This window comes from Micromonospora alfalfae (genome assembly GCF_022230925.1).
GTDB lineage: Bacteria > Actinomycetota > Actinomycetes > Mycobacteriales > Micromonosporaceae > Micromonospora > Micromonospora alfalfae.
The window spans coordinates 325663-342798 of the sequence record NZ_JAKKFH010000001.1 but is presented as its reverse complement, the minus strand read 5'-3'; the positions used below and the strand labels follow the sequence as shown (position 1 = coordinate 342798).

At 70.1% G+C, this 17136-nt stretch carries 18 protein-coding genes; 10 read left to right on the top strand and 8 right to left on the bottom strand.

Annotated elements, in window-relative coordinates; genetic code table 11:
• Positions 1-779 precede the first annotated feature (779 nt).
• Complete coding sequence (locus MED01_RS01575) at positions 780-1238, bottom strand: hypothetical protein (protein WP_238666729.1); 459 nt, start codon at positions 1236-1238, stop codon at positions 780-782.
• A 92-nt stretch (positions 1239-1330) separates the two neighbouring features.
• Positions 1331-1525, bottom strand: coding sequence for an acyl-CoA carboxylase subunit epsilon (locus MED01_RS01570; protein WP_238666728.1), 195 nt, complete (start codon positions 1523-1525; stop codon positions 1331-1333).
• Positions 1526-1615: 90 nt separating this feature from the next.
• On the opposite strand from MED01_RS01570, the gene MED01_RS01565 reads away from it, so the two are divergent.
• The gene (locus MED01_RS01565) at positions 1616-3670 is read left to right on the top strand and encodes a serine/threonine-protein kinase (protein ID WP_238666726.1); all 2055 of its coding nucleotides are present in this window, start codon (positions 1616-1618) and stop codon (positions 3668-3670) included.
• A gap of 65 nt (positions 3671-3735) precedes the next feature.
• A complete protein-coding gene (locus MED01_RS01560) occupies positions 3736-3963 on the top strand; it encodes a hypothetical protein (RefSeq protein WP_238666724.1) in 228 nt (75 codons plus the stop codon).
• Between the two features lie 82 nt (positions 3964-4045).
• Here MED01_RS01560 and MED01_RS01555 read toward each other — a convergent pair whose 3' ends face one another.
• Complete coding sequence (locus MED01_RS01555) at positions 4046-4798, bottom strand: GH25 family lysozyme (RefSeq protein ID WP_238666722.1); 753 nt, start codon at positions 4796-4798, stop codon at positions 4046-4048.
• An 82-nt stretch (positions 4799-4880) separates the two neighbouring features.
• Entirely contained in the window at positions 4881-5099 is a 219-nt protein-coding gene (locus tag MED01_RS01550) for a hypothetical protein (RefSeq protein WP_238666721.1), read from the bottom strand.
• 78 nt (positions 5100-5177) lie between these two features.
• Here MED01_RS01550 and MED01_RS01545 point away from each other — a divergent pair, with 78 nt between their 5' ends.
• The 4 genes from MED01_RS01545 to MED01_RS01530 all read left to right on the top strand — a co-directional run bounded on the left by MED01_RS01545 (position 5178) and on the right by MED01_RS01530 (position 8463).
• Positions 5178-5909, top strand: a complete 732-nt coding sequence (locus tag MED01_RS01545) for a M50 family metallopeptidase (protein WP_238666720.1) — start codon at positions 5178-5180, stop codon at positions 5907-5909.
• Between the two features lie 155 nt (positions 5910-6064).
• Positions 6065-7048, top strand: coding sequence for a ketopantoate reductase family protein (locus MED01_RS01540; protein ID WP_238666719.1), 984 nt, complete (start codon positions 6065-6067; stop codon positions 7046-7048).
• Between the two features lie 61 nt (positions 7049-7109).
• Positions 7110-7610, top strand: coding sequence for a SigE family RNA polymerase sigma factor (locus MED01_RS01535; RefSeq protein WP_238666717.1), 501 nt, complete (start codon positions 7110-7112; stop codon positions 7608-7610).
• On the top strand, positions 7603-8463 hold the full coding sequence (locus MED01_RS01530; protein ID WP_238666716.1) for a hypothetical protein: 861 nt from the start codon (positions 7603-7605) through the stop codon (positions 8461-8463). Before MED01_RS01535 ends, MED01_RS01530 begins: the two co-directional genes overlap by 8 nt.
• Positions 8464-8545: 82 nt before the next feature.
• On the opposite strand, the gene MED01_RS01525 is transcribed toward MED01_RS01530, so the two are convergent.
• A complete protein-coding gene (locus MED01_RS01525) occupies positions 8546-10129 on the bottom strand; it encodes an acyl-CoA carboxylase subunit beta (RefSeq protein ID WP_238666715.1) in 1584 nt (527 codons plus the stop codon).
• A gap of 84 nt (positions 10130-10213) precedes the next feature.
• On the opposite strand from MED01_RS01525, the gene MED01_RS01520 reads away from it, so the two are divergent.
• Both MED01_RS01520 and MED01_RS01515 read left to right on the top strand, forming a co-directional pair.
• The gene (locus MED01_RS01520) at positions 10214-11089 is read left to right on the top strand and encodes a biotin--[acetyl-CoA-carboxylase] ligase (protein WP_238666714.1); all 876 of its coding nucleotides are present in this window, start codon (positions 10214-10216) and stop codon (positions 11087-11089) included.
• 190 nt (positions 11090-11279) lie between these two features.
• Positions 11280-11852 carry a PH domain-containing protein gene (locus tag MED01_RS01515; RefSeq protein ID WP_210784420.1) on the top strand — a complete coding sequence of 191 codons (573 nt, stop codon included), beginning with the start codon at positions 11280-11282 and terminating at the stop codon, positions 11850-11852.
• Between the two features lie 43 nt (positions 11853-11895).
• Here MED01_RS01515 and MED01_RS35565 read toward each other — a convergent pair whose 3' ends face one another.
• The 3 genes from MED01_RS35565 to MED01_RS01500 form a co-directional block, all read right to left on the bottom strand.
• Positions 11896-12588, bottom strand: a complete 693-nt coding sequence (locus MED01_RS35565; RefSeq protein WP_308193387.1) for a MaoC/PaaZ C-terminal domain-containing protein — start codon at positions 12586-12588, stop codon at positions 11896-11898.
• Positions 12585-13292 carry a GtrA family protein gene (locus tag MED01_RS01505; RefSeq protein WP_238666762.1) on the bottom strand — a complete coding sequence of 236 codons (708 nt, stop codon included), beginning with the start codon at positions 13290-13292 and terminating at the stop codon, positions 12585-12587. Before MED01_RS01505 ends, MED01_RS35565 begins: the two co-directional genes overlap by 4 nt.
• Before the next feature lie 63 nt (positions 13293-13355).
• On the bottom strand, positions 13356-13892 hold the full coding sequence (locus MED01_RS01500) for a GtrA family protein (RefSeq protein ID WP_274525128.1): 537 nt from the start codon (positions 13890-13892) through the stop codon (positions 13356-13358).
• Positions 13893-14331: 439 nt separating this feature from the next.
• Between MED01_RS01500 and MED01_RS01495 the strand changes: the two genes are divergently transcribed.
• The gene (locus MED01_RS01495) at positions 14332-16176 is read left to right on the top strand and encodes a phosphoenolpyruvate carboxykinase (GTP) (protein WP_238666712.1); all 1845 of its coding nucleotides are present in this window, start codon (positions 14332-14334) and stop codon (positions 16174-16176) included.
• Between the two features lie 37 nt (positions 16177-16213).
• Entirely contained in the window at positions 16214-17059 is an 846-nt protein-coding gene (locus MED01_RS01490; RefSeq protein WP_238666711.1) for a hypothetical protein, read from the top strand.
• Positions 17060-17136 lie beyond the last annotated feature (77 nt).

The window sequence follows — 17136 nt, the reverse complement described above, 5'->3', positions numbered from 1 at the left end:
AGTGGGATTGTTTGTGAGGCCGCTTCCCGCTCCACCCAGCACTGGTCCAACTCCCTGCGTCTGGGGAATTGGTGCAGCCACGTCCGGTGGTGCGATCCGGCTCGCCGCACGATTACCGCCGGTCGGCATTGGTATCGGAATGATCGGCGGAATGATTGGTGCAGTAGGGGCGGCAGTTAACGCATCGGGATCTCCGGACTGAACCGGGGGCCGCGCTGCGGGTGGTTTTTGGAGGGTGGCTTGGGCTTGCTGGAGTTCGCCGCTCAGGCTGAACATCATGGATCGGGCCTGCACGTTGAGCCGTTCCAGTTCCCCGTCAGCAACAGGCGGCGTGGTAGTCCGGTTGCCCATTACCGCTTTCGGGTCGGCGACCATCGACTCGTACGCCTGCTTCTGCTGGAATTTGGTCGCGTACTCCTCGTGGATCTTGCGGAGTGCGGCGCGGGTGGTGCCGATGGCCTGGGTTGCGGCGGAGAGTGCGGTGTAGTTCGCGGCGGCGGCGTCGTGGGTGCGCTGCACCTTGTCGATGAGTGCGTCGAGTTCGGCGAGGTACGTGCGGGAGGCGGCGCTGGTCTCGGGGGGCCATGCCTCGGCGAGTCCGCGTCGGTACTGCTGGAGGCGGCCGAGGTGGGTTTGTGCCAGGTCGCAGACCTTGCGCCAGCCGGCGACCTGTTTCCAGTGGTTGGTGGTGTCGTGGTCCTGGAGGCAGGCCCACATGCTGTTGACGTCCATGAGGTGCCAGTCGGTGAGGCCGGAGGTGCGGCCGGTGCCCCGTTCGATCACGGCAACACCACCGGTCCTTCGGTGTCGGGACCGGTCGGGTCGGTCAGCATCGACGTGGGGCCGCCGGGCAGCATGTTCAAAGGGTTGGCGAGGGCTCGTTGCACGTCCACCACTCGGGCGGCGGTGAAGGCGTCGCTGTCGGCGTAGTGGGTGGCGACCTGGTCGGCGGCGGCGGCCAGGTGGCCGGTGGCGCCTCGGACGGCGTACACCATGTCGGCGGTGGCCTGCTGCGTCTCGTGGTGCGCGTGCAGGAAGGTGACCAGCTCGATGAAGGCGTCGCAGGGGTTGGGCACCTTCGCTGACATGTCTTCGGCGATGTACGACAGGTGCGGCGCGTAGTTGCTCTCAACCTCAGCGGCGAGCCGGTCGGCGAACTCTCTGAGCTGGCTGATGTCGGCTTCGATGCCGCCGTAACCGCGTAGCCAGGGTGCTGGCCGGTCCTCTTCGGGGATCATGGATCCTCCCTACCCGTAGCGGCACCGTTTCCCTGAGTGAGGTTAACGGCTCAACGCCACCCTGACAGCCCCCGTACGTGGTGGGTGTCGGGTCAGCGGGGCAGGCCGGCGGCGCGCCAGCCGCGGGAGTTGCCCGGTCGACTGCTGCGCGCCCATGCGGACGCGGTCACCGGCGCGGGGGTGGCGGCCGGTCGGGTTCGGACGATGATCGCCCCCACCAGAGCGGCCAACTCCTCGGCGGTGGGCACGCCGCGGACGACCCGGAACAGCGGCTCTTCGGCAGACATGCCGCCAGGGTACGCGGCCGAAAGTTACGGGGACCGCACAGTGGCGTGCCGGCGGTGTGAGCGTCAGCGGGTCCGGGTACCGTCTCACCGATGTCGAACGCGCTTCCCCAACTCGTCGCTGACCGATACCGGCTCCTGTCGCCGCTCGGCCAGGGCGGCATGGGCCGAGTGTGGAAGGCGCGCGACGAGGTGCTGCACCGGGACGTCGCCATCAAGGAGTTGGTGCCGCCGCCCGGTCTCACCGACGAGGAGCGCCGCGAGATGCGCGAGCGTTCGTTGCGGGAGGCGCGGGCCATCGCCCGGCTCAACCACGCCAACGTCGTCCGCATCTTCGACGTGCTGCGCACCGACGGCGATCCGTGGATCGTCATGGAGTACGTGGCGTCGAGGTCGTTGCAGGACACTCTCGCCGAGGACGGCCCGGTGTCGGTGGCCCGCACTGTGGAGATCGGCCTGGGCGTGCTGGGTGCGCTCAGCGCCGCGCACAAGGCGGGTGTCATGCACCGCGACGTGAAGCCCGGCAACGTGCTGCTCGGCGACGACGGCCGGGTGGTGCTGACCGATTTCGGTCTCGCCACGATCCCCGGCGACCCCAACGTGACCCGCACCGGCATGGTGCTCGGCTCGCCGGCGTACATCTCGCCGGAGCGGGCCCGGGACGGCACCGCCGGTCCGGAGGCCGACCTGTGGTCGCTGGGCGCGACGCTCTACGCGGCTGTCGAGGGCAAGTCGCCGTACGCCCGACCGTCGGCGATCGGCACCCTGGCCGCGTTGGCCACCGAGCCGATTCCGCCACCGAAGAACGCCGGTCCGCTGAAGGCCGTCCTCAACGGGCTGCTGCGCAAGGACCCGAACGAGCGGATCACCGCCGAGGTGGCGGAGCGCTTGCTGCGTCGCGCCGGGGGCAAGCGGTCGCGCGGGATCTCACTGCTCGATGGCGTACGCCGGCCCGGGCCGAACGGTCCGCGCGAGCCGCGCCTGCCGGTGGTGCCGGCCCCGCGACCGGCCGAGAGTGTCGACCGGCCGGTGTCGCCGCCACCGGCCGCCGCCGCGACCACCTCAGCTGCCACCTCAGCTGCCACCTCTGCTGCCGCCGCGACCCCAGCCGCCGATGCCACGCCGACGGCCGTCGTTTCCTCCGGTGCGGCCGCCGACCCGACCGCCCTGGTGTCGGGCGAGTCGACCGCGGCGGCGCCGGCCGAGCCGACCGCCACGATCGACCGTCCGTCCGCTGCCGACCCGACCGCGAAGGTCACGGCAGCGCCCGACACGAGCGGCGCGCCCGACACGAGCGGCGCGCCCGACACGAGCGGCGACGGTACGACGAACGTCGACGACGAGCCGACTGTTGTCGACGGCCCGCCAGTGGCTCCGGAGCAGCGCAAGCCGACCACGCCGACGTCGCTGATGCCGCCGCTGAGCCCGGCCGGCCGAGCGCCGGTGCCGCCCTCGGACGGCACGAAGCCGGACAACACCAGACGCAACCTGCTGATCGGTGCCGTGGTCGCCCTGCTGCTGATCGGCCTCGTGGTGGTCGTGCCGATGCTCACCAAGGACGACCCCAAGACCCCGCAGGCCAACCCGACCGGTGCTGCCGCGACCTCGGGGGCCGCGCCGACCTCCGCTTCCGCGCCAGCGTCGCCCACTACCGGTGCCCCCAGCCCGTCGACCTCGGCCACCCCCTCGGCCGACCCGAACGCGCTGCCGGCGGGCTGGAAGCTGCACAAGGACCCCGAAGGCTTCTCCCTGCCGATTCCCGATGGTTGGGTGCGCCGCGACGCTGGTCGGAACACTGTCGTCTTCGACGAGTCCAACGGGCCGGGGGAGCTGCTCGTCCAGTGGACCCCCACGCCGAAGAAGGACGCATACGCCGACTGGAAGAGCATCGAGGGCGGCCGCAAGAACGAAGTCACCAACTATCAGTACCTAGACATCGTGCGCTGCAACTTCTGGAAGACCTGTGCGGACTGGGAGTGGCTGGAGACCCGGGACGGGCAGCGGATCCACGTCCGCAACCGGGGGTTCGTGACGGCCAGCAACCGGGGCTACGCGCTGCGGTGGGAGATCGCGGAGAAGGACTGGCAGGCCAACCTGCCGAACTTCGACCGGATCGCCAAGGGTTTCGTGCCCGACCGCCAGGACTGAAACTGATTCGCATGACCTTGCGTCGTCGTGGGTAATTGACCTTTGACGACGGAAGGAGGCACGACATGGGTTACCGACGGAGGGACGCTCGGCCCCGGCTGGCACTGTGGATGCTCGTGGCGCTCGGCGACGCGATCCTGTTGCTGGTCAGCGCGGGGGTTTCGGTGCTCGTCGCACTGCTCGGCGTCGTGATCGTTGCCGGTTTTGGCGTTGCCGCCTGGCGGATGCCCCGCCGGGGTGCCCTGGCTCGTGAGGACGCTGTGGTGCCGGCCCTGAGCCGGCGGCGGGCCTGACCCGTGACCGGTGGTGTGGCGGCAGCCGGACCGATTGTCGACCGTGTGGTGACAGTCGATCCCGCTGCCGCCAACGGCCCGGTCAGGTGTTGTTGGCCAACGCGATCAGGCGGCTCCGGTCACCGTTCCAGTAGTTGCGGTCCACGTTGCCGCTGATCCCGGAGACCGCGCCGGTGCTCGTGTACTGCCAGAAGCTCCACACCGGCGCGCCGGCCGGCAGGGCGCCGGGGGTGCTCGACCAGCGGGCCAGCCAGAGCGGGTGGTTCGCCCACGGGCCGGTCCAGCTGCCGGTGCACTGGTTCCACCAGCTCGTGGTGGTGTAGATGACCGCGTACCGGCCGGTGCGGGAGCGGTAGGTGTTCAGGAAGTCCTGCACCCAGTTGCGCATCCCGGTCGTGCTGAGCCCGTAGCAGTAGCCGCCGGCGTACGGGTTGCCCTCGATGTCCAGCGCGGCCGGCAGGGTGCGGCTGTCGGCGGACCAGGCCCCGCCGTTGGAGGCCAGGTAGTTGGCCTGGGTGGAGCCGGCGGAGATGTTCGGGCGGGCGAAGTGGTACGCCCCGCGGATCACCCCGGCGTTGTACGCGTTGACGTAGTTGGCGTTGAAGTTCGGGTCCTTGTAGCTGGTGCCCTCGGTCGCCTTGATGAAGGCGAACTGGATGCCCGCGTTGCGGACACTGGTCCAGTTGATGCTGCCCTGGTAGCGGGACACGTCGACACCGGGTGTGGTGGCTGCGGCCGCCGGTCCGGCGGTCGCTACCAGGGCCGCCGCCGCGGTGGCGAGGACGGTGAGGCTGGCCGCGAGCGCGCGGCGCAGCGTTGATGAGGTACGGGCCATGAGTTCCTCCAAGGACGTCGCTCTATCGACACCCATCTTTGGAGATAAGTGCCCTAGATCACAAGTGCGACTGAAGAAAGCTTCATCGACGGCCATTGGTCGTCCCGGCCTCGATGCTGTTTGCCAGCTGGCGCGACACCCGCTGGTGCCGTCGGCTCGGTGCAGGGCTGACCAGCAGGCTGCCGACGAGCAGTTCGATCCGGTCGGACGTCTCGCCCAGGGCGAAGTAGTCGGCCTCGGTCCACAGGCCGACGTGCGACTCCAGGGGGCTGCGCTCACCTGCGTCCGCCTCCCGCTTCACTCGCCACCCGATACTTTCACCGGATAGGAGCCGGTGCCTCGGGAGCGACACGGAACGCCGCCGGTAGGCTCGCGCCCCATGATGTCGATCGACGGTCTGGGCGACCTGTGGGACACGCTGTTCGGCGCGCAGCCGGACCCGCCAGCGCTACTGGTGCTGATCACCGGGGCCGTAGCACTGGTGGTGGTCTCCACTCGGCTGCCGTGGCGGATCGCCCGTAACGCCATCACCATCGCGCACGAGGGCGGGCACGCCCTGGTCGCCCTGCTCACCGGCCGCAAGTTGCGCGGCATCCGGTTGCATTCGGACACGTCCGGGCTGACGCTCTCCGCCGGCCGTCCCACCGGGCCGGGCATGATCCTCACCCTGCTCGCCGGATACGTCGCGCCGCCGCTGGTCGGGCTGGCCGGCGCCTGGCTTCTCGGCGGCAACCGGATCACCCTGCTGCTCTGGGTGGCCGTGGCGCTGCTGTTGGCCATGCTCGTCATGATCCGCAACGTCTTCGGCGTGGTGTCGCTGCTGGTCACCGGCGCGCTGGTGTTCGCCGTCTCGTGGTACGCGACGCCGCAGGTCCAGGCCGCTTTCGCGTACACCGGGGTGTGGTTTCTGCTGCTCGGTGGGGTGCGGCCGGTGGTCGAGCTGCAACGGCTGCGTTCGCGGGGCCGGATGCCCGCCTCGGACGCCGACCAACTCGCCGGCCTCACCCCGTTCCCGGCGTTCTTCTGGGTGAGTGTCTTCGCCCTGGTCAACCTGGCGGCCCTGATCGCCGGCGCGCTCCTGCTCGCCGGCCCGTTCCTCCCCAACCCCTGACAGTCCCGCCCGCCGCCCGGGTCGATCATGGAGTTGCGGTGGGCCACAAAAACCGCGATCAGTCCTCATTCGGGCACCACAACTCCATGATCGACGGCGTGGGGCGTGGGGCGTGGGGCGTGGGCGGGGCAGGGTGGGGAGGGGAGGATTTGGGCATGCGATACGTGATCATCGGGGCGGGTGCGGTCGGCGGGACCATCGGCGTACGGCTGGCCCAGGCCGACCGGGACGTGACAGTGGTGGCCCGGGGCGCCCACCTGGACGCGATCCGCGCGCGGGGTCTGAGATTGCGGCAGCCCGACGGTGAGGTCACCGCCCGGCTCGCCGCGGTGGACCGGCCCAGTGACCAGCCGCTGCCGGCGGACACAGTGCTGATCCTCACCGTGAAGTCGCAGGACACGGCCGGCGCGTTGGCTGCCTGGGTGGACGCGCCGGTGGTCGGCGGCGGCACGGCGGGCGAACGTCTGCCGCTGGTGACCGCACAGAACGGGGTGGCCAACGAGCGGGCCGCGCTGCGCCTCTTCGCCGACGTGCACCCGGTCTGCGTCTGGCTGCCGGCCACCCACCTGGACCCGGGCGTGGTGGTCGCCAACGGGTACCCGCATCCCGGGATGCTCCACATCGGGCGGTACCCGGGGGGCGTCGACGACACCGACCGGGGGATCGCCACGGACCTGACCGCCGCCGGGTTCGTCGCCCCGGTCCGCGCCGACGTGCTGCGCTGGAAGTACGGCAAGCTGCTCAGCAACCTCGGTAACGGCCTCCAGGCGTTGCTCGGCCGGGACATCCCGGACACGCTGGTCGAGCGGGTACGCGCCGAGGGCGTCGCCGCGCTCGCCGCCGCCGGCATCGCGCACACCTCGCCGGAGGAGGAGAAGGCCGAACGCGGCGATCTGGTCGGGCAGCGCCCTGTCGACGGCGAGGCCCGTTCCGGTGGCTCCACCTGGCAGAGTCTGGCCCGGGGCACCGGCTCGACCGAGGTCGACCACCTCAACGGGGAGATCGCGCTGCTCGGCCGGTTGCACGGCGTACCGACGCCGGTCAACGTCGCCGTGCAGCGGGCCGTACGCCGGGCGGTCCGGGAGCGGATCGGGGCCGGCGCGTTCCCACTCAGCGAGCTGGAAAAGTCGATCGCCTGACCGGGCAACCAACGGCCCTTGCCGGTGCGTGTTCCCAGCGACCGACACGGGGAGGTAGCGGGTGCCGGACGTCGACGGGTTCGACGAGTTCTACCGGGGGAGTCGGCAACGACTCCTCGGGTTCGTCTACGCCCTAACCGGCGATCGGGGTGAGGCGCAGGACGCCGTGCAGGAGGCGTACGTCCGGGCGTGGCAGCGCTGGTCGACAATCAGCGCGTACGACGACCCGGAGGCGTGGGTGCGGGTGGTGGCCAGCCGGATCGCCGTGAGCCGGTGGCGCAGCCTGCGTAGCCGCGCCCGCGCCTACCTGCGACACGGGGCCACCGAGACCGTTCCCGGGCCGGGCACCGACACGGTCGCCGTGGTCGCCGCCCTGCGTCGACTGCCTGAGGAGCAACGCGTCGCCATCGCCCTGTACTACCTGGTTGGCATGCCGGTCGCCGAGGTCGCGCGGGAGACCGCGGCCCCGGTGGGCACCGTCAAGGCCCGTCTCTCCCGGGGGCGTACCGCGCTCGCCGGCCTGCTCGCCGTCTCTGATCTGGAGGAGGCTACCGATGCGTGACGACCCGACGTTCGTCGAACAGATCCAGCGGGACCTGCAGGACGTGCGGTGGCTCGGCCCGGAGGAGATCCGCTCCCGGGCCCGCCGCCGCGGCCAGCGCAAGATCGTGGTGGCCACCGTCGTGCTGGCCCTCGCCGGGGTTTCCGCGGTGGCGGTCGCCGCCCCGAGGAAGTCTGCGCCGCCGGTTCATCCGGCCGCCGCGCCCTCCGCCGCGCCGACCCGGCACGAGATCGCCACCGAGGCCCTGTTGCAACCGGCTGACCTGCCGCAGCAGGTCGACGTGCAGCTCAGCCAGTCGGGCCTGGGCGAGCCGGTCCTGCTGGACCGCATGCTCGGTGCCTGCCGGACCAGTCAGGGGCGATCGGACGGCTTGCAGTATTCGATCCTGTCCCGCTCGCAGACCCTGGTGCCGAAGCGCGCCGCGGCAGTCCTCACCCAGTCCGATGGTCTGGTCACGCAGGATCTCTACCGGCTGACTCCGGACGCCTCCATTCAGCTTCTCGCCACCATGGACGACCTGGTCGCACCGTGTGCCGAATGGACCAGCGTCGGCGAATACAAGGCGCAGGGCGCAACAGGCACCGCGTCGGCGACGCACCGCTGGGCGGTGACCCAGCGGGACTTCGCCGGTGACGGGGCTGCGCTGCTGCGGCACACCGGTTCGCAGCCCGTCGACCGGAAGACGGGCAAGCCCATCGCCGCGCCACCTCGGCCGACCATTACCGCGGTGGTCCGGGTGGGCGACCTGATCACCGTGCTTAGCCTCCGACAGACGGGCACCGAGCTGGACCTGCGCCGATTGGCGGAGGTCGCCGCCCGCCGGATGTGCGTCGCCGCCAACCCAGCCTGCTGACCACTGTCGATCCGCGCAACCTCGGGGTTGTTGCCCGCCGCCCGGAGGCAGCTTCTCGTGAAGTTGCGCGGATCGACCAGCCTCAGAGCGGGATGTTGCCGTGCTTCTTGGGCGGCAGGGTTTCCCGCTTGGTCCGCAGGACGCGCAGCGCCCGGACGATCTGGGTGCGCGTCTCGTGCGGAGCGATCACCGAATCGATGTACCCGCGCTCGGCGGCCACGTACGGGTTGGCAAGGGTGTCCTCGTACTCGGCGATCTTCTCGGCCCGGACCGCCGCCGGGTCCTCGGCCCCGGCCAGCTCGGAGCGGTAGAGGATGTTCACAGCGCCCTGCGCGCCCATCACGGCGATCTGCGCTGTCGGCCAGGCGAAGTTCAGGTCCGCGCCGAGGTGCTTGGAGCCCATCACGTCGTACGCCCCGCCGTACGCCTTGCGGGTGATCACGGTGACCTTGGGGACGGTCGCCTCGGCGTACGCGTAGATGAGCTTCGCGCCCCGGCGGATGATGCCGTCCCACTCCTGACCCGTGCCGGGCAGGAAGCCGGGCACGTCCACGAAGGTCAGCACCGGGATGTTGAACGCGTCGCAGGTGCGGACGAACCGGGCGGCCTTCTCCGAGGCGGCGATGTCCAGGGTGCCGGCGAAGTGCATCGGCTGGTTGGCCACCACACCGACAGGTCGCCCCTCGACCCGGCCGTAGCCGACCACGATGTTCTGCGCGTAGAGCGGCTGGACCTCCAGGAACTCCCCGTCGTCGACGACGTGCTCGATGACGGTGTGGATGTCGTACGGCTGGTTGGCCGAGTCCGGGATCAGGGTGTCCAGCTCCCGGTCCTCGTCGGTGACCTCAAGCGAAGCGGGGGCCTCGACGACGACCGGCTCGTCGAGGTTGTTCGACGGCAGGTACGACAGCAGTGCCTTGACGTAGTCGACAGCGTCCTCCTCGTCACTGGCGAGGTAGTGCGCGTTGCCGCTGCGGGAGTTGTGCGTACGGGCGCCGCCCAGCTCCTCCATGCCGACGTCCTCGCCCGTCACCGTCTTGATCACGTCGGGGCCGGTGATGAACATGTGCGAGGTCTGGTCGACCATCACTGTGAAGTCGGTGACCGCCGGGGAGTAGACGGCGCCGCCGGCACAGGGCCCCATCACCAGCGAGATCTGCGGGATGACGCCGGACGCCCGTACGTTGCGGAAGAAGATCTCGCCGTAGAGGCCGAGCGAGACGACACCCTCCTGGATGCGCGCGCCGCCGGAGTCGTTGATGCCGACCACCGGGCAGCCGATCTTCATGGCCAGGTCCATCACCTTGACGATCTTCTCGCCGAAGACCTCGCCGAGCGAGCCACCGAAGACCGTGAAGTCCTGCGCGAAGACGCACACCTGCCGGCCGTCCACCGTGCCGTAGCCGGTGACCACACCGTCGCCGTACGGGCGGTTCCGCTCCAGCCCGAAGGCAGTGGACCGGTGCCGGGCCAGCTCGTCGAGTTCGACGAAGGAGCCCTCGTCGAGCAGCATCTCGATCCGCTCCCGGGCGGTCTTCTTGCCGCGCGCGTGCTGCTTCTCCACGGCGCGGGCCGACCCGGCGTGCACCGCCTCGTCGACCCGGCGCTCCAGGTCCGCCAGCTTGCCCGCGGTGCTGTGCATGTTGGTCCCGGTCTCGGTAGTCACCCAGGGAATATAACGATGGTTCAGGTGGGTGCCGCTGTGCAGTACGCCTCAGTGTCGACCGGAGCACCGCCGTAGGCTGGCGGAATGTCGGGCTCCCCGTACACGAATCTGGACCGTCCGCCGCTGTCGGCGGCCCGGCTGCGCCGCGCGTTGACCGCACCGAACGGGCCGTGGGCCCGGCTGGAGCTGCGTGCCGAGACCGGCTCCACGAACGCCGACGTGGCCGAGGCCGCCCGGTCCGATGAGCCCGAGGGCCTGGTCGTGGTCGCCGAGCGGCAGACCGAGGGGCGCGGCCGGCGCGGTCGGGTCTGGCAGTCGCCGGCGCGGGCCGGCATCGCGACGAGCGTCCTGCTGCGGCCCGGCGAGGCAGTGCCGGATCGCGGCTGGCTGCCGGCGGCACCCACCGGGTACGGGTGGCTGCCGTTGCTGGCCGGCGTCGCGCTGGTCGAGGCGGTGGCCCGGCTGGCCGAGCTGGAAGCCACCCTCAAGTGGCCGAACGACCTGCTGATCGACGACGCGAAGTGCGCGGGCGTGCTGGCCGAGGCGGTGCCCGGACGGGCGCCGGACCAACCGCCGGCGATCGTGCTGGGCATCGGGCTCAACGTGACGTTGCGCGCCGACGAGCTGCCGGTGAATCCGACCGGGCTGCCGGCCACCTCGCTCCAGCTGGCCGGCGCGGTGGCCACCGATCGGGATCCGCTGCTGCGGGCGCTGCTGCGGGCGGTCGCCGACTGGTACGACCGTTGGCGTTCGGCGGGCGGCGACGCGGTGGCCAGCGGCCTGCGCGACGCCTACCTGGCGGCCTGCGCGACGATCGGCCGCGAGGTACGCGTTCTGCTCCCCAACGGCGATTCCCTGACCGGCACCGCCACCGGAGTGGACCCGGACGGCCAACTGATGGTCACCACGTCAACCGGCGCCCGAACCCTGGCCGCCGGCGACGTCCTCCACCTCCGCTAACCCGCCCCGCCCCACCCCGCCCCCGGCGATCTTGCGGTTTCTGTCGAGGTGGATCGGGGTGAAAGCCGCGTAACGGCGACCGAAAGTGCAAGATCGCGGGCAGGTGGGGACGGGCCCGCGCGGCGGATGTTGTGGTGGGGCCTGGGGGGTTTACCGTCTGCGCGTCTAGAAAATCGCGTTGGAGGTTCCCGTGGCGTTTCCTGAAGACGTGCTCACCGAGGACGAGCATGTCGTGCTGCACCTGCATCCGCACTGGAAGGCGTTGATCCGGCCGATCGCGGTGCTGGTGCTGGCCATCGCCGCGGTGGTGGTCGGCGTGCTCCTGTTGCCCGAGAGTGGCGGCGGTTCGATAGCGCTGGCCGTGATCGGGGCGATCGCCCTGGTCGCGGTGCTCTGGCTCGGCCTGTGGCCGTTCCTGGTCTGGCGCACCACCCACTACCTGTTCACGAACGAGCGAGTCCTGCTTCAGCAGGGTGTGTTCTCCCGGGACCGGCGGGACCTCCCGCTCGCCCGGGTCAACGACCACTCGATGAACCAGCGTTTCGTCGAGCGCCTGCTCGGCTGCGGGACGCTCACCATCGAGTCGGCAGGTGAGCGCGGCCAGTCGGTGCTCGCCGACGTGCCGGACGTCGGAAAGGTGCAGACCACCCTGTACGAGCTGGTGGAGGCACAGCACGACAAGCACTCGCTCGGCGATGGCGAGATGCGCGACATGCTCGCCGACATGCAGGACGGCAAGCCGCTGCGCGACACCACTACCTGAACCGGACGGTCGTGACCCGCCCCTGCCGTACGGTCGGGGCGGGTCAGTCGGGTCGTTGGGCCTGGGGTGAGCCGCCGCTCTCCGTCGGGTCGCCGTCGGAGGTCCCGACGGTGGACGGATCCGCTGCGGGAGGGCCGCTGTCGGGCTGGTCAACCCCGCGCTGGTCAATCCCGGGCCGGTCCGCATCTGGCTGGTCAGGGGCGGCTTCGGCGGCTTCGGTTTCGGCGGGGTCGGCCTCGACCGGTCGCACGGCGAACCAGCCGCGGAAGCGGGTCCGCAGCACCTCCTGCTCGGGCCGGTCGTCCGGGCCGAGGCGCAGCATGGTGCCGGTGAGGCTGACGGTGCCGAGCCCGGGCCGGGCGGTCGACGGTCGGGCGCCCATCACGTCGACCCGGACCGCGAGCCGGTCGCCGGCCCGCACCGGGGCGAGCCAACGCAGCTCCTCCAGGCCGGGGGACGCGTCTGCGGCGGCCCGGGACAGCAGGTGGTCGACGTACGCGCGCATGAACAGGCTGACGGTGTAGAAGCCGCTGGCGATCAGACCACCGTGCCGGCTCGCGGCGGCCAGGTCCGGGTCGACGTGGTACCACTGCGGGTCGAAACGGCGGGCGAAGGCGACCATCTCGTCGGCGTCCACGGTGACCACGCCGAGGTCGACGGTGAGCCCCGGGACGAGATCCTCGAAGAACAGCTCGGCCGGCCGCCCCGTGCCGGAGCGGGCGTCGGGGGTCGTCACCGGCGGGGCGCGCGGCGGGTGCTGACGTGCAGCTCCGCGGCGAGTTCCGCGTCCAGGTCGACGGCGGGGCTGACGCTCAGCCGCGGGGGCCGGCCCTGAGCCGGTGCGCCGGCCGGGGGGTCGAGGCGTTGCGCGGACTCCGCCTCCTCCAGCTCGGACACCGATTCCGCCAACTCGGCGACCGGGTCCATCTCCGCCATGGTGTCCCACTCGTCGCGCGGAATGTCGTGCCAGGTGGAGTCGGGCTTCGCTGCCTCGTCCTCGGCCGGTGCGACGGGTTGGAAGACGAAGGTGCGGTAGGACCAGAACCGGAACAACGTGGCCAGCAAGACGCCGACGGTCTTGGCCAGATTCAGCGCCAGCAGACCGTGTACGCCGAGTCCGTACTTGGCCGCCGCCACGGCCCCCAGTTCAATGAGCAGGCCAGCGCCGTTGAACAGGAAGAAAAGGAGATATTCCCTGCGAAGCGCCGATTTCGGGCGATCGCGGTACGTCCAGTGCCGATTCATGAGGTACGACGTGATGGTGGCGACGATCGTCGCGATCACTGTCGCCTTCAACTGACCATTGACGAAAACGGTCAGTGCAAGGGCATTGAACACCGCGTAATTGATGACGGTGTTGATGCCGCCGACGATGCCGAACTTGAGCGCCTCGTGGATGAACTTCTGCCAGCGCTCAGGCAGCAGGCGGACAAGACGCATGCGAAACACCTTAGGGCAGTCGGTGCGGCCGGCGATCACCGGCCGAACGAGGTGGGCGGCAGGTCACGCCCCGTGGTCTCGATCGGGATTCACCTGCGGAAGGGTCGGGGTTCCCGCTTCGACGAAGACGAACCGCCGGTACGACCAGAATCGAAACAGCGTGGCGAACCCCGTGCCGACGATGTAGCTGGCGAGATTGTCCGCCAGGCGCGTCTGGAACACCGCCGGCCAGATGGCTCCGAGCCCGTAGCGGCTGAGCGCGAGGCAGGCCACCGTGATGCCGAGACCGACAGCGTTGAAGAAGAAGAAGAGCGCGTACTCGCGAGCCGCGTTGTTGCGCTGGCGGTGCCGCCAGGTCCAGAACCGGTTGCCAACGAAGGCGACGGAGGCCGCGATCACTGTGGAGATCGTCTTCGCCGTCAGCTCTTCGACGCCGTGCTTGCTCGTCAGGTAGTTGAAGAGCGCGAAGTCGACGAGGAAGGCGAAACCACCAACAGTGGCGAACTTGCCCATCTCGCGGATGAGGTGACCGAAGCGGTCGAGGAGTAAGCCGACGAGACCCCGTCGGGTCTGCCGGGGACCCGGTTGTTCCCCGGTCATCGTGGCGGCCACGGAGGGAGCCTACCGGCTGCCGGCCAGTCAGAGGGGCAGCAACGGCAAGCGGGCGTGGCCTCCCGGAGGGGCCCAGCGCCGCGTACGTGACCACTGCACAGAGCGTAGCCAATTGGGAGGACTGAGCCGCCGCGGAACGGGAATCACCGCATCGGTCGGCGGGGCAGGTCCACGGCCCGACCGCAACAAGCGTCCGCCGGGGTGCACAACAAGATTTGCGTGAAACTGCGCGGGAAAGCGGGTATCAGCTCGTGATGCCGCAGCGAGGCCGTAGCTTGTGCAGTTCTTCACAACCTGTCCCACTGACTCGGAAGGCTGCCCGGTTTACGCTGAGGCCAATCCCAGGTTTCCACGAAGGCGACGCATCGCGCCGCTGAGTCTCGTGCATCCCATAGATCGGTCAGCGTCGACCACAAGGAGATGTGTCATGGTTGCTCCGGCTGTTGTGCGGGGTATCGATCAGGCCCCGACGTCCCATCCGAAACTGCTCGCCTGGGTCCGTGAGGTCGCGGAACTGACCACCCCCGACCGTGTCGTCTGGGTGGACGGGTCCGACGAGGAGTGGCGCCGCCTCACCGATGAGCTGGTAGAGGCCGGCACCCTGATCCGGCTCAACCCGGAGAAGAAGCCCAACTCGTTCTACGCGCGCACCGACCCGACGGACGTCGCCCGGGTCGAGGAGCGCACCTACATCTGTTCCGTCGACGAGGCGGACGCCGGCCCCACCAACAACTGGATGGCGCCGGCCGAGATGAAGCGGACGATGACGGACCTGTACCGGGGTTCCATGCGCGGTCGCACCATGTACGTCATCCCGTTCGTCATGGGGCCGGTCGAGGCCGAGTCCCCGATGTTCGGTGTCGAGATCACCGACAGCCCGTACGTGGTCGCCTCGATGCGCATCATGACGCGGATGGGCACCCGGGTCCTCGAGGCCATGGGCGACGACGCGGACTTCGTGCACGCGCTGCACTCGATCGGCGCCCCGCTCGCCCCCGGTCAGCAGGATGTCGCCTGGCCGTGCAACGACACCAAGTACATCTCGCACTTCCCGGAGAGCCGGGAGATCTGGTCGTACGGCTCGGGTTACGGCGGCAACTCGCTGCTCGGCAAGAAGTGCTACTCGCTGCGGATCGCCAGCGTGATGGGCCGGGACGAGGGCTGGCTCGCCGAGCACATGCTGATCCTCAAGATCACTTCGCCGGAGGGCAAGACCTACCACATCGCCGGCGCATTCCCGTCTGCCTGCGGCAAGACCAACCTGGCAATGGTCGAGCCGACCATCCCGGGTTGGAAGGTCGAGACCATCGGCGACGACATCGCCTGGATGCGGTTCGGCCCGGACGGCCGCCTCTACGCGGTCAACCCCGAGTACGGCCTGTTCGGCGTCGCGCCCGGCACCGACTGGAAGACCAACGCCAACGCCATGCGCACCCTGGACCGGGGCAACTCCGTCTTCACCAACGTCGGCCTGACCGACGACGGCGACGTCTGGTGGGAGGGCATGGGCGAGCCGCCGGCACACCTGATCGACTGGAAGGGCAACGACTGGACGCCGGAGAGCGACAGCCTGTCCTCCCACGCGAACAGCCGGTTCTGCACCCCGATCACCCAGTGCCCGATCCTCGCCGACGAGTACTTCGACCCGAACGGCGTGCCGATCGACGCGATCCTCTTCGGCGGACGCCGCAAGGACACCGTCCCGCTGGTGACCGAGGCCCGCGACTGGGTGCACGGCGTCTACATGGGCGCGACGCTCTCCTCGGAGACCACCGCCGCCGCGTCCGGCGCCGTCGGCGTGGTCCGGCGGGACCCGATGGCGATGCTGCCGTTCATCGGCTACCACGCCGGGGACTACTTCCGGCACTGGATCGAGATGGGCAAGGGCGCCGACGGCGACGAGGCGAAGCTGCCGAAGATCTACTACGTCAACTGGTTCCGCAAGGACCCGGACGGCTCGTTCCTCTGGCCGGGCTTCGGGGAGAACTCCCGGGTGCTCAAGTGGGTCGTCGAGCGGATCGAGGGCACTGCCGCCGCTGTCGAGACGCCGGTCGGCATGGTCCCCGCGCCGGACGCCCTGGACGTCGAGGGCCTGGACATGACCCCTGAGGATGTTCGGATCGCGTTGAAGGTCGACCCGGACGAGTGGCGTAACGAGCTGCCGATGATCACCGAGTGGTTCGAGAAGTTCGGTGACAAGCTGCCCGGCGTGCTCTGGGCCGAGTTGGACGCGCTGCGCGCCCGCCTGGACGCCACACAGCCACAGCGGTAGGTGTGAACGAGACAGTTCGCGGGCACCATCGGATTTCATGAGGACGGCCGCCGAGACCCAGGTCCGGCGGCCGTCCGCCGTCCGGGTGCTCACCACCCTGCTGGCGACGACTGCGGCGGCCACCGTCGTGGTCGAGCTGCTCAACTGGTGGTACGCCCCGGAGCAGGGATTCGGGCTGGCCGTACGGACCGGCTGGGCCATGCTGCGCTCGTTCGGCTTCCTGCTGCTGATCGGGCACGTGCGACGGGGTCGTACGGTGGCCCGCCCGTTCGGGCTGATCCTCGCGGTCACCACGATCTTCGCGGTCGGCCGGCTCATCGTGCCCCGGCAGGGGGTGCCGCCGCTGCCCGGCCTGCTCGGCTTCGCCATTCTCGCGGCGCTCTGTGTCGCGGTGGTCTGGTTGCTCTACCGCTCGTCGGCGTTGGCCGGGCACCTGGTCCGGCACCGTCCACGCCTCGTCATCGATCGGGACGGCATCTCCTGGCGGGAGACCCCTCCCCGCCGACCACAGGCCAGTGCCTGGTTGTTGACCAGCAGGGTGGCGGCCTTCACCTACAGCCCGCTGATGCTGGTGCCGGCACTGGTGGCCGGGGGCTCCATCCTGGATGGTCGACTGACCGCGGTGCCGGCCGTGCTGTTCTGGTTCGGCGCGGGCATCACGGCCAGCTACGCGGTGCTGTTCTGCACCGCGTTCCTGATGCGGGGCAAGGACTGGGCACGGGGTCTGCTGGTCGTCGTCACGGTGGCCGTACTCGCGGTTGATCTGCCGTTGTGCTGGTGGCTGCTGGGCGTGGACGGCCTGATCCGCGACGGCGCCCCTCTGCTGGCCGCCGCCGCACTGACCCTCTACGGCCTACACCGAGCCACCCGCACCCCAGCCTGACCCCCAACCCCACCCCACCCCGCCCCCGCACCCCGCGCCCCGCCCCCCGCGCCGTCGATCTTGCACTTTGTGTGGCG

What these genes read in the sequence shown, in the direction of transcription:
- MED01_RS01560 (WP_238666724.1), top strand. Translation starts at nt 3,736, where the DNA reads ATGGGTTACCGACGGAGGGACGCTCGGCCCCGGCTGGCACTGTGGATG.
- MED01_RS01570 (WP_238666728.1), bottom strand. Translation starts at nt 1,525, where the DNA reads ATGTCTGCCGAAGAGCCGCTGTTCCGGGTCGTCCGCGGCGTGCCCACC.
- MED01_RS01540 (WP_238666719.1), top strand. Translation starts at nt 6,065, where the DNA reads ATGCGATACGTGATCATCGGGGCGGGTGCGGTCGGCGGGACCATCGGC.
- MED01_RS01530 (WP_238666716.1), top strand. Translation starts at nt 7,603, where the DNA reads ATGCGTGACGACCCGACGTTCGTCGAACAGATCCAGCGGGACCTGCAG.
- MED01_RS01520 (WP_238666714.1), top strand. Translation starts at nt 10,214, where the DNA reads ATGTCGGGCTCCCCGTACACGAATCTGGACCGTCCGCCGCTGTCGGCG.
- MED01_RS01565 (WP_238666726.1), top strand. Translation starts at nt 1,616, where the DNA reads ATGTCGAACGCGCTTCCCCAACTCGTCGCTGACCGATACCGGCTCCTG.
- MED01_RS01495 (WP_238666712.1), top strand. Translation starts at nt 14,332, where the DNA reads ATGGTTGCTCCGGCTGTTGTGCGGGGTATCGATCAGGCCCCGACGTCC.
- MED01_RS01490 (WP_238666711.1), top strand. Translation starts at nt 16,214, where the DNA reads ATGAGGACGGCCGCCGAGACCCAGGTCCGGCGGCCGTCCGCCGTCCGG.
- MED01_RS01500 (WP_274525128.1), bottom strand. Translation starts at nt 13,892, where the DNA reads ATGACCGGGGAACAACCGGGTCCCCGGCAGACCCGACGGGGTCTCGTC.
- MED01_RS01505 (WP_238666762.1), bottom strand. Translation starts at nt 13,292, where the DNA reads ATGCGTCTTGTCCGCCTGCTGCCTGAGCGCTGGCAGAAGTTCATCCAC.
- MED01_RS01545 (WP_238666720.1), top strand. Translation starts at nt 5,178, where the DNA reads ATGATGTCGATCGACGGTCTGGGCGACCTGTGGGACACGCTGTTCGGC.
- MED01_RS01575 (WP_238666729.1), bottom strand. Translation starts at nt 1,238, where the DNA reads ATGATCCCCGAAGAGGACCGGCCAGCACCCTGGCTACGCGGTTACGGC.
- MED01_RS01555 (WP_238666722.1), bottom strand. Translation starts at nt 4,798, where the DNA reads ATGGCCCGTACCTCATCAACGCTGCGCCGCGCGCTCGCGGCCAGCCTC.